The 16,420-nt window shown below is 70.5% G+C and carries 17 protein-coding genes; 10 read left to right on the forward strand and 7 right to left on the reverse strand.

Annotated elements, in window-relative coordinates; translation table 11 throughout:
• The first annotated feature begins 2 nt into the window (after positions 1-2).
• Both folE and BLR02_RS05635 read left to right on the forward strand, forming a co-directional pair.
• Positions 3-599 (forward strand): GTP cyclohydrolase I FolE, encoded by a 597-nt coding sequence (gene folE / locus BLR02_RS05630; protein ID WP_090562022.1) that lies wholly within the window; start codon positions 3-5, stop codon positions 597-599.
• Between the two features lie 69 nt (positions 600-668).
• A complete protein-coding gene (locus BLR02_RS05635; RefSeq protein ID WP_176849390.1) occupies positions 669-1,643 on the forward strand; it encodes a sensor histidine kinase in 975 nt (324 codons plus the stop codon).
• Here BLR02_RS05635 and BLR02_RS05640 read toward each other — a convergent pair.
• The gene (locus BLR02_RS05640) at positions 1,628-2,389 is read right to left on the reverse strand and encodes a DUF169 domain-containing protein (protein ID WP_090661251.1); all 762 of its coding nucleotides are present in this window, start codon (positions 2,387-2,389) and stop codon (positions 1,628-1,630) included. The genes BLR02_RS05635 and BLR02_RS05640 overlap by 16 nt on opposite strands.
• A gap of 108 nt (positions 2,390-2,497) precedes the next feature.
• Here BLR02_RS05640 and BLR02_RS05645 point away from each other — a divergent pair, with 108 nt between their 5' ends.
• A complete protein-coding gene (locus BLR02_RS05645; RefSeq protein ID WP_090562016.1) occupies positions 2,498-3,451 on the forward strand; it encodes an acetamidase/formamidase family protein in 954 nt (317 codons plus the stop codon).
• A 113-nt stretch (positions 3,452-3,564) separates the two neighbouring features.
• On the opposite strand, the gene BLR02_RS05650 is transcribed toward BLR02_RS05645, so the two are convergent.
• A complete protein-coding gene (locus tag BLR02_RS05650; protein WP_090661254.1) occupies positions 3,565-5,649 on the reverse strand; it encodes a TonB-dependent receptor in 2,085 nt (694 codons plus the stop codon).
• Between the two features lie 134 nt (positions 5,650-5,783).
• Here BLR02_RS05650 and BLR02_RS05655 point away from each other — a divergent pair, with 134 nt between their 5' ends.
• Positions 5,784-7,022 (forward strand): metal-dependent hydrolase family protein, encoded by a 1,239-nt coding sequence (locus BLR02_RS05655; protein WP_090661256.1) that lies wholly within the window; start codon positions 5,784-5,786, stop codon positions 7,020-7,022.
• 84 nt (positions 7,023-7,106) lie between these two features.
• Here BLR02_RS05655 and BLR02_RS05660 read toward each other — a convergent pair whose 3' ends face one another.
• Positions 7,107-7,736, reverse strand: coding sequence for a glutathione S-transferase family protein (locus BLR02_RS05660; protein WP_090562011.1), 630 nt, complete (start codon positions 7,734-7,736; stop codon positions 7,107-7,109).
• 251 nt (positions 7,737-7,987) lie between these two features.
• Here BLR02_RS05660 and BLR02_RS05665 point away from each other — a divergent pair, with 251 nt between their 5' ends.
• Complete coding sequence (locus tag BLR02_RS05665; RefSeq protein WP_090562834.1) at positions 7,988-8,257, forward strand: NINE protein; 270 nt, start codon at positions 7,988-7,990, stop codon at positions 8,255-8,257.
• A 76-nt stretch (positions 8,258-8,333) separates the two neighbouring features.
• Here the strand turns inward: BLR02_RS05665 and gatB are convergent, their stop codons facing one another.
• The 4 genes from gatB to gatC are packed head-to-tail and all read right to left on the reverse strand — an operon-like array spanning position 8,334 to position 11,919.
• Positions 8,334-9,782 (reverse strand): Asp-tRNA(Asn)/Glu-tRNA(Gln) amidotransferase subunit GatB, encoded by a 1,449-nt coding sequence (gene gatB, locus BLR02_RS05670; RefSeq protein ID WP_090661619.1) that lies wholly within the window; start codon positions 9,780-9,782, stop codon positions 8,334-8,336.
• Positions 9,779-10,141: a hypothetical protein gene (locus tag BLR02_RS05675; RefSeq protein WP_090661259.1), complete on the reverse strand. Its 363-nt coding sequence runs from the start codon at positions 10,139-10,141 to the stop codon at positions 9,779-9,781. The genes gatB and BLR02_RS05675 overlap by 4 nt, the downstream gene beginning before the upstream one ends.
• A 1-nt stretch (position 10,142) precedes the next feature.
• Positions 10,143-11,630 carry an Asp-tRNA(Asn)/Glu-tRNA(Gln) amidotransferase subunit GatA gene (gene gatA, locus BLR02_RS05680; RefSeq protein ID WP_090661262.1) on the reverse strand — a complete coding sequence of 496 codons (1,488 nt, stop codon included), beginning with the start codon at positions 11,628-11,630 and terminating at the stop codon, positions 10,143-10,145.
• 1 nt (position 11,631) lies between these two features.
• Complete coding sequence (gene gatC / locus BLR02_RS05685; RefSeq protein WP_090562006.1) at positions 11,632-11,919, reverse strand: Asp-tRNA(Asn)/Glu-tRNA(Gln) amidotransferase subunit GatC; 288 nt, start codon at positions 11,917-11,919, stop codon at positions 11,632-11,634.
• Between the two features lie 44 nt (positions 11,920-11,963).
• Here gatC and ruvX point away from each other — a divergent pair, with 44 nt between their 5' ends.
• The 5 genes from ruvX to dprA are packed head-to-tail and all read left to right on the forward strand — an operon-like array spanning position 11,964 to position 16,411.
• On the forward strand, positions 11,964-12,446 hold the full coding sequence (gene ruvX / locus BLR02_RS05690) for a Holliday junction resolvase RuvX (protein ID WP_090661265.1): 483 nt from the start codon (positions 11,964-11,966) through the stop codon (positions 12,444-12,446).
• 16 nt (positions 12,447-12,462) lie between these two features.
• Positions 12,463-13,413, forward strand: a complete 951-nt coding sequence (locus BLR02_RS05695) for an aspartate carbamoyltransferase catalytic subunit (protein WP_090562003.1) — start codon at positions 12,463-12,465, stop codon at positions 13,411-13,413.
• Positions 13,406-14,683, forward strand: coding sequence for a dihydroorotase (locus tag BLR02_RS05700; RefSeq protein ID WP_090661268.1), 1,278 nt, complete (start codon positions 13,406-13,408; stop codon positions 14,681-14,683). The genes BLR02_RS05695 and BLR02_RS05700 overlap by 8 nt, the downstream gene beginning before the upstream one ends.
• Positions 14,680-15,261, forward strand: a complete 582-nt coding sequence (plsY, locus tag BLR02_RS05705) for a glycerol-3-phosphate 1-O-acyltransferase PlsY (protein WP_090562000.1) — start codon at positions 14,680-14,682, stop codon at positions 15,259-15,261. Before BLR02_RS05700 ends, plsY begins: the two co-directional genes overlap by 4 nt.
• Positions 15,262-15,313: 52 nt before the next feature.
• Complete coding sequence (dprA, locus tag BLR02_RS05710) at positions 15,314-16,411, forward strand: DNA-processing protein DprA (RefSeq protein ID WP_245704623.1); 1,098 nt, start codon at positions 15,314-15,316, stop codon at positions 16,409-16,411.
• The last annotated feature ends 9 nt before the right edge of the window (positions 16,412-16,420 follow it).

Consider the following 16,420-nt stretch of genomic DNA (forward strand, 5'->3'; position numbering starts at 1 on the left):
CCATGACCGCGCCTGCCGAGATGCCCTCCCGTCCCAGCCGATCCGAGGCCGAGGCCGCGGTGCGCACCCTCATCCGCTGGGCCTGCGACGACCCGACCCGGGAGGGGCTGCTCGATACCCCCTCCCGCGTGGTGCGGGCCTATGAGGAGCTGTTCTCGGGCTACCAGGTCGATCCGGTGGCGCTGCTGGAGCGCACCTTCGACGAGGTCGAGGGCTATGACGAGATCGTCCTGCTCAAGAACATCCGGCTTGAGAGCTATTGCGAGCACCACATGGTGCCGATCATCGGCCACTGCCACGTCGCCTATCTGCCGGACCGCCGCGTGGTCGGGATCAGCAAGCTGGCCCGGGTGGTCGAGGCCTATGGCAAGCGCCTGCAGATCCAGGAGAAGCTGACCGCCCAGATCGCCAACACCATCGATGCCGTGCTGCAGCCCCGCGGCGTCGCGGTGGTGATCGAGAGCGCGCATCAATGCATGACGACCCGCGGCGTGCACCAGACGGGCGTGACGATGGTCACGAGCCGCATGCTGGGCGCCTTCCGCGACAATTTCGATACCCGTCGCGAGTTGCTGTCCCTGATCCAGTCCTCCTCCTAGCGCATGCCCCTGGCGCTGGCGCAGCCCCGGCCCATGTTCGCCCGGACAGTTCTGGACAAGGAGCATCCCATGCCGGACGGTGATGCCCGGTTCCGTGTCCTTGCGGACAATGCGCCGGTGATGGTCTGGCGGGCGGACCCCGGCAAGGCCTGTGACTTCTTCAACAAGCCCTGGCTGGACTTCACCGGCCGGAGCCTGGAGGAGGAGATGGGTTTCGGCTGGGCCGAGGGCGTCCATCCGGAGGATCTCGACCGCTGCATCGCGATCTATACCGATGCCTTCGATGCGCGCCGCGACTTCAGCATGCAGTACCGGCTGCGGCGGCATGACGGGGTCTATCGCTGGCTGCTCGACAATGGCCGGCCCTATCATGTCGATGGCCACTTCGCCGGCTATTTCGGCTCCTGCATCGACGTCACCGAGATGAAGCAGGCGCTCGACCAGCAGGACGCGCTGGTGGCGGAGCTGACGCACCGCATCAAGAACACCCTTGCCGTCGTGGTCGCCATGGCCGACCAGACCCGGCGCCACAGCCCGGCGCTCGAGGAATTCCACCCGCGCTTCCTCGGCCGGCTGCACGCCCTGTCCCGTGCGCATGACGCGCTGTTCCGCCAGGGCTGGATCGGCACCTCGCTCGAGCTGGTGGTGCGGGAAGCGCTGGCGCCGCATATGGAGCCAGGCCAGATCGCCATCGCCGGCCCACCGGTACAGCTGCCCGCGGGCGGTGCCGTCGCCCTCGGCATCGCGCTGCATGAGCTGGCGACCAACGCGCTGAAGCATGGCGCGCTCTCCACCCCGGCGGGCCAGGTCCGTATCGCCTGGGGCGAGGCGGAAGCCGATGCGGCGGGACGGCGCTGGCACCTGCTCCGCTGGGAGGAGAGCGGCGGCCCGCCGGTGCCGGGCCGGCCAAGCCGCCGCGGCATGGGGACGCGGTTGCTGGAGGGCGGGCTCGGCGCGCAGATCGGCGGGACAGTGGACCTCGACTTCGCCCCGGCAGGCCTGCGCTGCGCGATGAGGCTGCCCGCCCCTCAGGGCCTGGCGTAGCTGACGCCCATGCCGGCCGAAGGGTCGTTCTGGATGCCATAGGCCGGGATGGGGTAGCGCAGGCCATTCTTCGCCAGCGCCTTCATGCCATCAACGGCAATGCGGAGATCGGCGGGCTTCAGCGCCATCAGCATCTCCTCATCCGGCACGCCGCCATAGCGCCGCTCGGCATAGCAGGGCAGCGACAGGCTCGGCTCCCCGGTCTTCAGGGCGCGGCCCCAGCTATCGGCGCAGGCGCTCTCGCCGGCGACGCTCCACTCGAATTTGCGGTAGTTGCGGTACTGCAACCCGTTGATGAGGATGATCATCTGCCCCGGCGTCGCATAGACGAGGGCGATGTCCGGGTCCGGGATGCGGCCTGAATCGAGCGGGCTCACCGCCATGGCCTGGTAGCGCCCATGGGGGACGACATCCAGCGCCTCCTGCCGCGCCTGGGCATCGGGCTGGGTGCCGTGCCAGATGCCGACATATTTCTCGCCCCGCCGCCATTCCTCATCCTGCGGGCCAAGGCCGATGACGGCGCGGCATTGGGAGCCGACCAGGTCGTCGCCGGTGATGCCGACCGTCCAGCCGAGGCGGGAGGCCATGCTGACGATCTGGTCCGTCGCATGCACCGTCTTCGGCCGGCGGATACGGGGGATGGCTTCCATCTCGGCGACCGTCTCGTACATCTTCATGCCGATGGTGGTGGTCTTGAGGCGCAGCAGAGCATTCAGCTCGGCGACGAGGGCTGGCAGGTCCAGCATTGGCGTTTCTCCCCTTATGGGATGATCCTAGCCCGAAGCCGGGGCCGGTTGACCATGGCCGTCGGGGTGCCGAGACTTGCCCCCCATTCCGCCCGAAGGAGCTTCCCCATGGCCCTGCACCGCCTGCATGCCGCGCCCGATACCGTCCGCATCGGCACCTTCGACGCACGGATCCCGCCGGTGCTGACCATCCAGCCGGGCGATACGGTCGAGGTGCAATGCGTCTCGGGGCGGGAGGAGGTGCTGCCGCCGCCGGGCAGCGGGCTCACCGTGCCGGAGGCGCTCTCGGCCATCATCGCCGCCAATCCCGGCATGGCGCCGGGGCATATCTGCACCGGGCCGATCGCCATCGCCGGCGCCGAGCCGGGCGACATGCTGGAGGTGCGGATCGAGCGGATCGAGCCGGGCGCGGACTGGGGCTACAACACGATCCGCCCGCTGGTCGGGACGCTGCCGGAGGATTTCCACGAAACCTCCCTGATGATCATCCCGGTCGACCGTGCGGCCGGGGCCTGCCGGCTGCCCTGGGGGACGGAGCTGCCGCTCGCGCCCTTCTTCGGCGTGATGGGCGTGGCCCCTCCCCCGGCCTTCGGGCGGATCGGCAGCAAGGAGCCGCGGATCCATGGCGGCAATCTCGACAACAAGGAGCTGATGGCAGGCAGCACGCTGTACCTGCCCGTCTTCGTGCCGGGGGCGAATTTCTCGGTGGGTGACGGGCACGGGGTCCAGGGCGATGGCGAGGTCTGCGTCACCGCGCTCGAGATGTGCCTGAACGGCACCTTCACCTTCCAGCTGCACAAGGCCCAGGGCGGAGCGCCGCTGCTTGAGCGGCCGCGGGCGGAGACGTCGACGCATTACATCAGCATGGGTCTCAACGAGGATCTCGACCAGGCCATGAAGCAGGCGCTGCGCGAGATGATCGGCTTCATCACCAGCCGCACCAACCTCTCCCGCGAGCAGGCCTATGCCTTCTGCTCGCTCGCCGTCGACTTCCGCGTGACGCAGACGGTCAACGGCGAGAAGGGCATCCACGGCATGCTGAAGAAGGGCCTGCTGTTCTGAGCAGTCCCGCTAGAGCGTGCTCCGTTCGCATCGGCTCACGGAAGCCGCTCTGGCTTGTTGTTTGATCGAGCAAATGCCTCCGATCAGGTGCTCCCGCCTGATCGGAGTTTGCTCTAGATCGCCCGCGACAGCCCGGCGAAGAATCCGCGCCGCATCCCGTATTGCGGCGCGCCCACGCCGATCCCCGTGCCGTCCCGCAGCTGATAGGCGCGGTCGAACAGGTTGAGCACGTCGAAGCGCAGCGTCCAGTCGCCGCCATCCGGCAGGGTCAGGCGCTGCGAGAGGCCGAGATTGACGGTGACATAGGGCGTCATCACCTCGCTATTGGCGAAGCCCTTCCGCATGCCGCTGCCATAGACCATGGAGGCGGAGACGGTGCCGCCCTGCCAGGCCTCATAGGCGCCGCCGGCGGAGCCGGTGAGCAGCTGGTCATGGTCGGTGCGGACCCATTTGCGGCCGATCTGCGCCAGCTCCGCCGGCGACCAGAAATACTGGTTGGAGACGAGGCCCCGGCCCTCGGAGCGTGAGATGGAGAGGTTGCCGTAGAGCCGCCACGGCCCCTGGCGCCAATCCGCCGTCAGCTCCGTCCCAAAGACCCGGCCGCGGCGGTAGTTGTAGGGCGAGAAGACATAGGCCCGGCCGAATTGCCCGAGATCCTGCATGTCCTCGACCGTGCGCCCATAGGCCTCGATGCCGAGGGTCAGGCTCTCGGTGACGCGGCGGCGGATGCCGAGGTTGAGGTAATGCGCCCGCTCCGCCTGCACCGGGTCTGCCTGCCGGGTCGCGGGCTGCAGGGTCGTGCCGCGATAGCGGGCGATGTCGATGGTGCCGACCAGCTCGGCCGGCGGCGGGGTGAAGTAGCGGGCATAGCCGAGGGCGATGGTCGTCACCTCGTCCGGCGTCCAGACCAGATTGGCGCGCGGGCTGAATTGCGAGGCCTCGACGATGCCGGAGACGGTATCGAAGCGGCCGCCGGCATTCAGCGTCAGCCGCTCGGCGATGCGCCACTCGTCCTGGAGATAGACGCCGAACAGCGTCTGCCGCACGCGCCCCGACTCGCGCAGGTTGAAGGGCGCGTCGAAGGCATTGCCGAAGGGATCGAGCGGCAGGACGGTGCTGTCCGTCACGCTCCGCGTCGTGTCCTGCGAGAGGAAGAAGCCGCCGCGCAGCGTGTGATCGGGATGCAGGCGCCAGGCGGCGTCGCCCTGGGTGCCGTAGGAAAGGCTCTCCCGCCCCACCGCGCTCGCCGCGCCGTCGAAGAGCAGGTCGCCGAGGCCATCAGGCCGGTAGCGGATGGAGGAGCGGCGGATGAAGGCGGAGAGCTGCAGGTCGGCATCGCCCAGGCTGTGCTGGCCGGCGAGGATGGCGAAGCTGTTGCGCTGCACCTGCCGCGCCCGCAAACCGGCGCTGTCGAAGCCGGACTGTCCATAGGCGGTGAAGCCCGGCCGGAGGCCCGGCGTGTTCGGCACCTGATAGGTCGAGAGCATGCTGCCGGCGATGAGGGAGATGCGGCTGCGGTCGCCGACCGGCATGGCGGTATGGACCAGGCCGCGGATCTGGTTCGTGCGGTTGTGGATGCCGTCGGGGCCCGGCGTCGGGTTCTCGAAGCCGCGGTCGCTGCGCAGGCCGGAGAGGGAGCCGAAATACTCGACCGGCCCGGCGCTGCCGCCATAGCTGGCGCCCGGCTGGATGGTGCCGAAGCTGCCGCCATAGACCCCGAGGCTGCCGCCCGGCTCCTCGCGGCCGGAGCGGAGCTGCATGTCGACGACGCCCGCGGTGCGGTAGCCGAATTGCGCCGGCAGCGCGCCGGTGATGAGCGAGACGCTGCGCAGCGCCCGCGCGTCGAACAGCTGGTTGAAGCCGCTGATCGCCTCCGGCAGCAGAACGCCGTTCACCCGGTATTGCAGGTTGCGGTGGTCGCCGCGGACATGCAGGTCGCCGAAGGCCTCCTGCACCACGCCTGGCGCCTGCAGCAGCACGTCGGTGAGGCGGGCGCTCTCGCCCTGCGGCAGCTTCTGGATGGTCTCGCGGTCGATCTCGTAGCGGCTGGCGCCGAGGCTCGGGGCGATGGCGTTGCGCGCCGCGTCCAGCCCGCGCGACTGCACGACGAGGTCCGGCAGCTCGAAGACCGGTTCCTCCGCCCCGGCCCTGGCCGCCGCGAGGAGCGATGCGACGACGACAATTCGACAGATATTCATCTCTGCATCATCCACGGCTGTTGATGTATTCAGGTATTTGTTCTTTGTTTTCAGTGGGTTATACTCATCCATGCCGCTGGATGGCGCAAGGCGGCGTCTTGCGCGATGCTCGTGCCGCGCAGGAGGAGGGACCCATGGACGCCACGCTGTTCCGCAATGTCCGGCTCTTCGACGGCCTCGCCGACACGCTCGCCGAGGGGGTCGAACTGCTGGTCGAGGGCGACCGGATCAAGGAGGTGGCGGACCGGCCCATCACCAGCGCCACCGCGCGCGTCATCGATGCCGGCGGGCGCACGCTGATGCCCGGGCTCATCGACGCGCATGTGCATGCCTATGGCAGCGAGGCCGATCTCGGCCGGCTGGAGCGGCTGCCGCGCAGCCTGCAGGCCTTGCAGGCGGCGGAGCGGTTGCGGCAATCCCTGCAGCGCGGCTTCACCACCATCCGCGATGCGGGTGGCGCCGACTGGGGCCTCGCCATCGCCTGCGAGACGGGGCTCATCGCCGGGCCGCGGCTGTTCTATCCCGGCCGCGCGCTGTCACCCACCGGCGGCCATGGCGACATGCGGCCGAACACCATGCTCGACCAGTTCTGCGGCTGCTGCGCGCCGGCCATGGCGCTCGGCGTCATCGCCGATGGCGTCGACGAGGTGCGGAAGGCGGTGCGCGGCGAGCTGAAGCGCGGGGCGCACGCCATCAAGATCATGGCGAGCGGCGGCGTCGCCTCACCCTCCGACCCGATCTACGCCCTGCAATACAGCGACGAGGAGATCGCCTGCGCGGTCTGGGAGGCGAAGGCCTGGCGGAGCTACGTGCTCGCCCATGCCTATACGCCAGAGAGCATCCATCGCGCGGTGCGGCTCGGCGTGCGCTCGATCGAACATGCCAACCTGATCGACGCGCCGACCGCCGCGTTCATGGCGGAGCGCGAGGCCTTCGCCGTGCCCACCCTCGTCACCTATGACGCGCTGGAGGAGGAGGGCCCGGCGCTCGGCCTGCCGGCGGCGAGCATGGCGAAGCTCGCCAGCGTGAAGGAGGCCGGGCTCGGCAGCCTCGAGATCCTGGCCCGCGCCGGCGTGCGGATGGCCTTCGGCTCCGACCTGCTCGGCACCATGCATCGCCGCCAGTCGGACGAGTTCGTCATCCGCCGCCAGGTGCTGCCGGCCGCCGAGGTGCTGCGCAGCGCGACCAGCACGGCGGCCGCGCTGCTGAAACAGGAAGGCGCGCTCGGCGTGGTGGCACCCGGCGCGCTGGCCGATCTCATCCTGGTCGATGGCGACCCGCTGGCCGATATCGGCGTGCTCACCGGCCAGGGCGAGCGCATCCCCTTCGTCATGAAGGGCGGCGTGGCGATGATCGACCGGCTGGCGGCCTGACGCACCAGCCGCAGCGTGCCGGAGAGGGGGATCTCCCCGGCCGATTTCTGCCGAGACCCTTGCCACGCGGACAGCCTGCCCGGATCAGCCGAGATGGACCTCGAAGCCCCGCGCCGTCGCCGGGCGCGCCATCATCCGCTCATACCAGGCGCCGACATTCGGCAGGCTGTCGAAGGGCACCTGATGGCGCTCATGCCGCCAGGCCCAGCCCAGGATGGCGAAATCGGCCACGCTCGGCTCGCCCTCGGTCGCCACAAATTCCCGGCCCGCGAGCCGCCGGTCGAGCACGCCGTAGAGGCGCCGGGTCTCGTCCCCATAGCGCTTCAGCCCATACTCCTTCGCCGGCCCGTCCGGCTGCATCAGGAAGTGGTGGACCTGGCCCGGCATCGGGCCGAAGCCGCCCATCTGCCACATCAGCCATTCCAGCACCGGCACCCGGGCGCGCAGGTCGCGCGGCAGGAACCGCCCGGTCTTCTCGCCGAGATAGAGGAGGATGGCCCCGCTCTCGAAGACGGTGATGGGCTGCCCGCCCGGCCCCTCCGAATCGATGATGGCGGGGATGCGATTGTTGGGGCTGAAGGCGAGGAAGGCCGGGTCGAACTGCTCCCCCTTGCTGATATTCACAGTCTTCACCGTATAGGGCAGGCCCATCTCCTCCAGCGCGACGCTGATCTTGCGGCCGTTCGGGGTGTTCCAGGTATGCAGCTCGATCATTGCGCCCTCCGCTGTGCTCCCGCGAAGCCTAGGGCAAAGCCGGGCCGCATAGCAGCACCTGCCGGCTGGTTTTCCCGCCTCCGCAACGACCAGAAGCGTGGCAGTTAGGCCACGTGCGCTCACGAAGCCGCGTGCGGAACATTGTAGCCGCTTCCCAAAGGCTTGGCGCTGACGCAACCTATGCGTGCTGCCGCCGGGATGGGGAAAACGGTTCCGGGGCAGCTCTTTGGGGGATGATCTTCATGCTGGCAATGACGCTTCCGGCCGCGCGCCGTAAGTCGGTGGGGCTTGCCTATGTGCTTTGGGCCCTGTTCGGCCTGTTCGGGTTGCACCGCCTCTATCTGGGCCGCAACCTCTCCGCGGCCGGCATGGCCGCCATCACGGTCCTGTCCGTGCCGCTGATCTGGAGCGGCCTCGGCCTGCTCGGCTTCGTCACCACCGGCACCTGGGCGCTGGCCGACGCGATCCTGATCCCCGGCATGGCGAAGGCGCTCAACACGCCGGTCGCCGCAGCACCCTGAGCGATGGGGCGGCCCCACCCCCCGGGGGGCCGCGCCTCGTATCCAGCCTGTGCCGTGAGCTGAGGCGCCCGCCGCCTCAGCCCAGCTTCTGCTTCAGCACCTCGTTCACCAGGGCCGGGTTGCCCTTGCCCTGCATGGCCTTCATCACCTGGCCGACGAAGAAGCCGAAGAGCTTGTCCTTGCCGCTGCGGTACTCCGCCACCTTGCCCGCATTGGCCGCCATCACCTGCTCGATCGCCGCCTCGATGGCGCCGGTGTCGACCACCTGGCGCAGCCCGCGCGCATCGACGATGGCGCCCGGCCGCTCCCCGGTCTCGAACATGATCGCCAGCACATCCTTGGCGATCTTGCCGTTGATGGTCCGGTCGGCGATCAGGTCGAGCAGCTCGCCGAGCGCGGCGGCGCTGACCGGGCTCTCCTCGACGCCGAGGCCAGTGCGGTTGAGGGCGGCGAAGAAGTCGCCCGTCACCCAATTCGCCACCGTCTTGGCATCGCGCCCCCGGGCCACCGCCTCGAAGAAGGCGGCCGTCTCCCGCTCCAGCGTCAGGACATGCGCGTCATAGGGCGATAGTCCCATCGCCACGTAGCGGGCGCGGCGCGCATCCGGGAGCTCGGGCAGCGCGGCCTTCAGGCTCTCGACCCAATCGGCCGCCAGCACCAGCGGCGGCAGGTCGGGGTCGGGGAAGTAGCGGTAGTCATGCGCATCCTCCTTGGAGCGCATGCTGCGCGTCACGCCGCGGCCGGTATCGAACAGCCGCGTCTCCTGCTCGACCGTGCCGCCTTCCTCCCAGAGCTCGACCTGGCGCCGCGCCTCGGCCTCCACCGCCTGCATGACGAAGCGGATGGAATTGACGTTCTTCACCTCGCAGCGGGTGCGGAACCCCTCCCCCGGCTTGCGGACGGAGACGTTGACGTCGGCCCGCATCGAGCCCTCGTCCATGTTGCCGTCGCAGGTGCCGAGGTAGCGGAGGATCTGCCGGAGCTTCGTCAGATAGGCCCCGGCCTCCTCCGGCGAGCGCATGTCGGGTTCGGAGACGATCTCCATCAGCGCGACGCCGGACCGGTTCAGGTCGATGAAACTCTTGCTTGGGTGTTGGTCGTGCAGCGACTTGCCCGCATCCTGCTCGAGATGCAGCCGGGTGATGCCGATCTGCTTCGTGCTGCCGTCCGCCAGCGTGATCTCGACCGTGCCGGTGCCGACGATCGGATGGGCGAACTGGCTGATCTGGTAGCCCTGCGGCAGGTCGGCATAGAAGTAGTTCTTCCGGTCGAAGCGCGACCAGAGATGGATCTCCGCCTTCAGCCCGAGCCCGGTGCGCACGGCCTGCGCCACGCATTCCTCGTTGATCACCGGCAGCATGCCGGGGAAGCCGGCATCGACGAAGGAGACCTGGCTGTTCGGCGCGGCGCCGAACTCGGTGGCGGCGCCGCTGAACAGCTTGGCCTGCGAGGTGACCTGGGCATGGACCTCGAGGCCGATGACGACTTCCCAGGGGCCGGTGCGGCCTTCGATCGTGTAGGTCATGCGCTTGCCGTCCTTGCGCCCCATTCGAAGGTCAGGCGCTGCTGTTCACGGAGGAATGCCTCCCGGTCCTCGACGATGCCGAAGCCGAGGCGCCTCGCGCAATCGGCGAAGCCGGCCAGGGATTGCGGGTCGAGCGTGCCGGTGGCGAGGTTATCCTGGTTGACGACGATGGCCGAAACCATGGCGCCCGCATCCTGCAACATCTTGCCGCAGACGCCCTCCAGATGCGGCCGCATCTGGCTGCGGACGGACATGCTCCACGGCACGTCGCTCGCCCGGGCGATCTGGCCGTAGCTGATGAAGCGCTGTTCCGCCGCCGCGGCGCGGATCGCCCCGACGCTGCGGTCCATGTCGAGCATGCTAGGCGCCCGCCCGAAGCCGCGGCAGGGCGGTGAAGCCCGCCGCCTGCTCGATCGCCGTGCCGACGGCGAAGACCGTCTCCTCGTCGAAGGAGCGGCCGATCACCTGCAGCCCGAGCGGCAGCCCCTGGGCGTCGAGCCCGGCCGGCACGGCGAGGCCCGGCAGCCCGGCGAGGTTGGCCGTCACGGTGAAGACGTCGTTGAGGTACATCTTCACCGGGTCGTCCTGCTTCTCGTCCATCCCGAAGGCGGCGGAGGGCGTCGCCGGGGTGACGATGGCGTCAACCTTGCCGAAAGCGTCGTCGAAGTCGCGCTTGATGAGGGCGCGGATCTTCTGCGCCTTCAGATAATAGGCATCGTAATAGCCGGCGCTCAGCACATAGGTGCCGATCAGGATGCGCCGGCGCACCTCGGCGCCGAAGCCCTGCGCGCGCGTCCGCTCATAGAGGTCGCGCAGGTCGCTGTTCGGCTCCGTCACGCGAAGGCCGAAGCGCACGCCGTCATAGCGGGCGAGGTTGGAGGAGGCCTCGGCCGGCGCGACGATGTAGTAGGTCGGCAGCGCATACTTGGTGTGCGGCAGGCTGATCTCGACCGTCTCCGCCCCCTGCTCGCGCAGCCAGGCAAGGCCCTGTTCCCACAGCGCCTCGATCTCGGGCGGCGTGCCCTCCAGCCGGTATTCCTTCGGCACGCCGATGCGCAGGCCCTTCACGCCGCGGGCGCAGGCGGCGGCGAAGTCCGGCACGGGGATGTCGGCGCTGGTGCTGTCCTTCGGGTCGAAGCCGGCCATGGACTTCAGCAGGATGGCGCAATCCTCGACGGTGCGCGCGACGGGCCCCGCCTGGTCGAGCGAGGAGGCGAAGGCGACGATGCCGAAGCGGCTGCACCGCCCATAGGTCGGCTTGATCCCGGCGATGCCGCAGAAGGCCGCCGGCTGGCGGATCGAGCCGCCCGTATCGGTCGCCGTGGCCCCGAGCGCCAGCCGCGCCGCGACCGCCGCCGCCGACCCGCCGGAGGAGCCGCCAGGGACCAGCCGCGTATCCGGGTCATTGGCGCGGGACCAGGGATTCTCCACCGGGCCGAAGGCGCTCGTCGTGTTGGAGGAGCCCATGGCGAATTCGTCGAGATTCGCCTTGCCGAGGAACACCGCCCCATCCCGCAGCAGGTTGGCCGAGACGGTGCTCTCATAGGGCGGGGTGAAATTGCCGAGGATGCGGCTGCCCGCCGTGGTCAGCGTCCCCGCCGTGCAGAACAGGTCCTTGATGGCGAGCGGCACGCCCTCGAGCGGGCCGGCGATGCCCTCCTTCCGTCGCGCATCGCTCGCCCGAGCCTGTTCCAGCGCCTGCTCGCCGGTCACGGTGATATAGGCGTTGAGGCGCGGGTTCAGCGCGGCGATGGCATCGAGATGCGCCTGCGTCAGCTCGACGGAGGTGATGATGCCCTCGTTCAGCGCGTCGATCGCGCCGCGCAGGGTGAAATCGGTCGGGTGCATCTTATTCCACCACCTTGGGAACGCCGAAATATTCGCCCTGCCGGTCGGGCGCGTTGGCGAGGATCCGGTCCGCGATGCCGCCATCGGTCACCGCATCGGGCCGGGGCCGCAGCGCCACGGCGCCGCCGCCGGCCATCGGCTCCACCCCCTCGGTATCCACGGCCTGCAATTGCTCGATCCAGCCGAGGATGCCGTTCAGCTCCGCCTGGGCCTGGGCCAGCTCGCCCTCCTCCAGCCGGATGCGGGCCAGGGCGGCGATGCGCCGTACCGTCGCGATATCGAGGGACATGGGCCATTCCAGTCTGCACGAGAGAGGGGGCTATAAGGCGCCGCATGGCCCTGTTCAACCTGACCGACCTCCGCGCCGCCCTGCCCCGGGGGCAACGCCTGCTCGGCCTCGACCCCGGGAGCAAGCTGGTGGGCCTCGCCCTCTCCGATGCCTCGCTGCTGCTGGCCAGCCCCTATGGCAGCCTCAGGCGGGGCAAGATGGCGGCGAATGCGGCGGAGCTCGCCGCCATCATCCGGAAGGAGGAGGTGGGCGGGCTGGTCGCCGGCCTGCCGCTCTCCATGGATGGCAGCTTCGGCCCGGCCGCCCAGGCGGCGAAGGACTGGGCCATGGCCATCGCCGCCGCGGTCGGCCTGCCGGTCGCCATGTGGGACGAGCGGCTATCGAGCGCGGCAGTGAACCGGATGATGGTGGCGGCCGACCTCAGCCGGGCCAAGCGGGCGGCGGCGGTGGATGCGGCGGCGGCCGCCTATATGCTCCAGGCGGCCTTGGACGCCAGCCGCCCGGCGGCTAGTGTCCCGCCGACCTGAGAGTGGCGAGTCCTGGATGTCCTTCTCCTTCCCCATCCTCCCCGATGGCCATCTCCTCGCCATCGAGGGGCTGGAGCCGCCGCATATCGGCGCCCTTCTTGACCTGGCCGAGAGCTATGCCCTCCTCAACCGCCAGGGGAAGACCCAGCGGGACCTCCTCAAGGGCCGGACCCTGATCAACCTCTTCTTCGAGGACAGCACCCGGACGCGCACCAGCTTCGAGCTGGCTGGCAAGCGGCTCGGGGCGGACGTCATCAACATGTCCGTCTCCAATTCTTCGGTGAACAAGGGCGAGACGCTGATCGACACGGCCACCACGCTGAACGCCATGCATTGCGACCTGCTGGTGGTCCGCCACGCCCAGTCCGGCGCCCCCGCCCTGCTGTCGCAGAAGGTCTCGGCCAGCGTCATCAATGCCGGCGACGGCACGCATGAGCACCCGACCCAGGCGCTGCTCGACGCGCTGACCATCCGCCGCCGCAAGGGGCGGCTCGAGGGGCTGGTCGTCGCCATCTGCGGTGACGTGCTGCACAGCCGCGTGGCGCGGTCCAACATCCACCTGCTGACGGCGATGAATGCCCGCGTCCGCCTCATCGGCCCGCCGACGCTGATCCCGGCCGAGGCGACGCGGCTCGGCGTCGAGGTCTTCCACGACATGAAGGCGGGCCTGGCCGGCGCCGATGTGGTGATGATGCTGCGATTGCAGAAGGAGAGGATGACGGGCGGCCTCGTCCCCTCCTCCCGCGAGTTCTTCCGCTTCTACGGCCTTGACCGCGAGAAGCTGGGCTGGGCCAAGCCCGATGCCATCGTGATGCATCCCGGCCCGATGAACCGCGGCATCGAGATCGACAGCGCCATCGCCGACGACCCGGAGCGCAGCGTGATCGGCGAGCAGGTGGAAATGGGCGTTGCCTGCCGGATGGCGGTGCTGGACGTGCTGGCGCGGGACCTTCGCCGCAATGCGTGACGTGCTGATCGCGGGCGCCCGCCTGCTCGACCCCGCCACCGGCCTCGACGCGCCGGGCGACCTCCTCATCCGCAACGGCCTCATCCTCGACCATGGCCCCAACCTCTCCCGCCCCGAGGGCGCCGAGGTCGTCGCCGCCGAGGGCGCCTGCCTCGCCCCCGGCCTGGTCGATCTTCGCGCCGCCATCGGCGAGCCGGGGGCGGAGCACCGCGAGACCATCGCCTCCGCCGCCGCGGCCGCCGCGGCGGGCGGCATCACCACGCTTTGCGCCCTGCCCGACACCGACCCGGCGCTCGACGACCCCGCCCTCGTGCAATTCGTCCTCCGCCGCGGCGAGGCGACGGGCAGCATCACCCTCCTGCCCTACGGCGCCGCGACCAAGCGCTGCGAGGGGCGCGAGATCGCCGAGTACGGGCTGCTGCTCGAGGCCGGCGCCATCGGCTTCACCGATGGCAGGCGCGCCATCGGCCATGCGCGGGTGATGCGCCTCGCCCTCTCCTATGCCCGCGCCTTCGGCCGGATGGTCGTGCAGCACCCGGAGGAGCCCTCGCTCGCCGCAGGCGGCGCCGCGACGGAGGGCGAGCTGGCGACGCGGCTCGGCCTGCCCGGCATCCCGGCGGCGGCGGAGGCGATGCTGGTCCAGCGCGACATCACCCTCGCCCGGCTGACGGGGGGCCATGTGCATTTCGCCCATGTCAGCACCGGCGCGGCGCTCGACCTGATCCGCGCGGCGAAGGCCGAGGGGCTGGCCGTCACCTGCGACACCGCGCCGCCCTATTTCGACCTGAACGAGACGGCGATCGGCGACTGGCGCACCTATGCCAAGCTCTCCCCGCCGCTGCGGCCCGAGGCGGACCGGCTGGCGGTGGTGGCCGCGCTGCGGGATGGCACGGTCGACGCCATCGTCTCCGACCACCAGCCGCATGACGCCGACGACAAGCGCCTGCCCTTCGCCCAGGCCGAGGCGGGCGGCGCCGGCCTCGCCACCCTGCTCGGCGTCACCCTGGCCCGCGTCCATGGCGCCGACCTGCCCCTGCTGGGGGCGCTCGACCTGCTGACGGCACGGCCGGCGGCGCTGCTCGGCCTGCCGGTCGGGCGCCTGACCAAGGGCGCGGCAGCGGACCTCGTGCTGTTCGACCTCGAGCGCGGTTGGCAGGTGAAGGCCGGCAGCCTGCCCGGCAAGGCGCAGAATTCTCCCTTCGATGGCCGCGCGCTGGAAGGCCGGGTGACGGGCACCTGGAAGGCGGGGCGCCGGGTCTTCGCCGCATGAACCTGCTGCTCGCCCTCCTCCTCGGCTACCTGCTCGGCTCCGTCCCCTGGGGCCTGCTGCTGACCCGCGCCGCAGGACTCGGCGACATCCGCGCCATCGGCTCCGGCAATATCGGCGCGACCAATGTGCTGCGGACCGGCAACAAGCCGCTCGCCGCCGCCACCCTCGCCCTCGACATCGCCAAGGGGGCGCTGGCCCTCTGGATCGCCGGCAGCCTCTGGGGCGAGCAGGCGGGGCTGGCGGCCGGCTTCGGCGCCATGCTCGGCCATGCCTTCCCGGTCTGGCTGGGCTTCAAGGGCGGCAAGGGCGTGGCGACCGGTGGCGGCGTGCTGCTGGCTGCCGCCTGGTGGCTCGGCCTCGGCGCGGCCCTGGTCTGGCTGGCCGTTGCCGCCACGCTCCGTATCTCCTCGGCCGCCTCGCTGGCCGCCTGCGCCGTGGCGCCGGCCATCGCCCTGCTGGCGGGGCGGTACGACCTGGCCCTGTTCAGCGCGGGAATCGCCCTGCTGGTCGCCATCCGCCATCGCGCGAATATCGAGCGGCTGATGGCGGGCACGGAGCCGCGCATCGGTCGTAAATAATCCGGAACGATTTGCTGGACTCCAGCCCGGGGCCATGGTTCCTGGCGGACCGATGACCGCCGATGCGCTCGACCGCCTTCGCCTCGCCCGCACCGAGGGTCTGGGCTCGCAGACCTTCCAGCGCCTGCTGGCCCGCTTCGGCTCCGCCGCGGCGGCGCTCGATGCCCTGCCGGATTTCAGCCGCGGCCGGCTGGTCCCGCCGCCGCCCGCCGCGGCGGAGCGGGAAATGGCAGCCCTCGCCCGTCTCGGCGGCCGCTTCCTCTTCCTTGGCCTCTCCGGTTATCCGCCGCTGCTCGGGACGCTCTACGACCCGCCGCCCGCCATTGCCCTGCTCGGCGAGCCGGAGGCATTGACCGGCCGCGCCGTCGCCATCGTCGGCGCCCGCAACGCCTCCGCCGCCGGCCGCCGCCTGGCCGATGCGCTGGCGGCCGAGCTCGCCGCCGAGGGCCTCGTCATCACCTCCGGCCTGGCACGCGGGATCGACTCCGCGGCGCATGGCGGGGCGATGCGCGCGGGACGGACGGTCGCCGTGGTCGCCACCGGGCTCGACCGCCCCTATCCGCCGGAGAATGCCGGGCTGCAGGCGCGCATCGCCGCCGAGGGCGGCGCGGTGCTGGCCGAGGCCCCACTCGGCACCGCCCCGCTCGCCCAGCACTTCCCCCGCCGCAACCGCATCGTCGCCGCCCTCTCCCTCGGCGTCGTCGTGGTCGAGGCAGCGCAGCGCTCGGGCAGCCTCATCACCGCCCGGCTGGGCCTCGAGATGGGGCGGGAGCTCTTCGCCGTGCCCGGCAACCCGCTCGACCTGCGCTGCCGCGGCTCGAACGACCTGATCCGCCAGGGCGCGCACCTGACCGAATCGGCCGCTGACGTGCTGGAGCACCTGCCCGCCGCGCCGCATGACCGCCCCCTCTTCTCGCCCCGCCCGGAGCCCGACGCGGCGGCTCCGGCGGCGCCCGCACCGCCTGGGCCCCCGGGCGAGGCCGGTCAACTCATTGAAATGCTTGGAGCCGCACCTATTGCGGTTGACGAGGTGGTGCGGCGCTGCCACCTCTCGCCCTCCGCGGTCCAGGCGATCCTTCTCGATCTCGAACTGGCCGGACGGGTGGAGATGCTGCCGGGCAACCGCGTGGCCCTCACCGGCCAGGCCTGACGGGATGGG

The sequence above is a fragment of the Belnapia rosea genome (assembly GCF_900101615.1).
In the GTDB taxonomy this organism is placed as follows: Bacteria; Pseudomonadota; Alphaproteobacteria; order Acetobacterales; family Acetobacteraceae; genus Belnapia; species Belnapia rosea.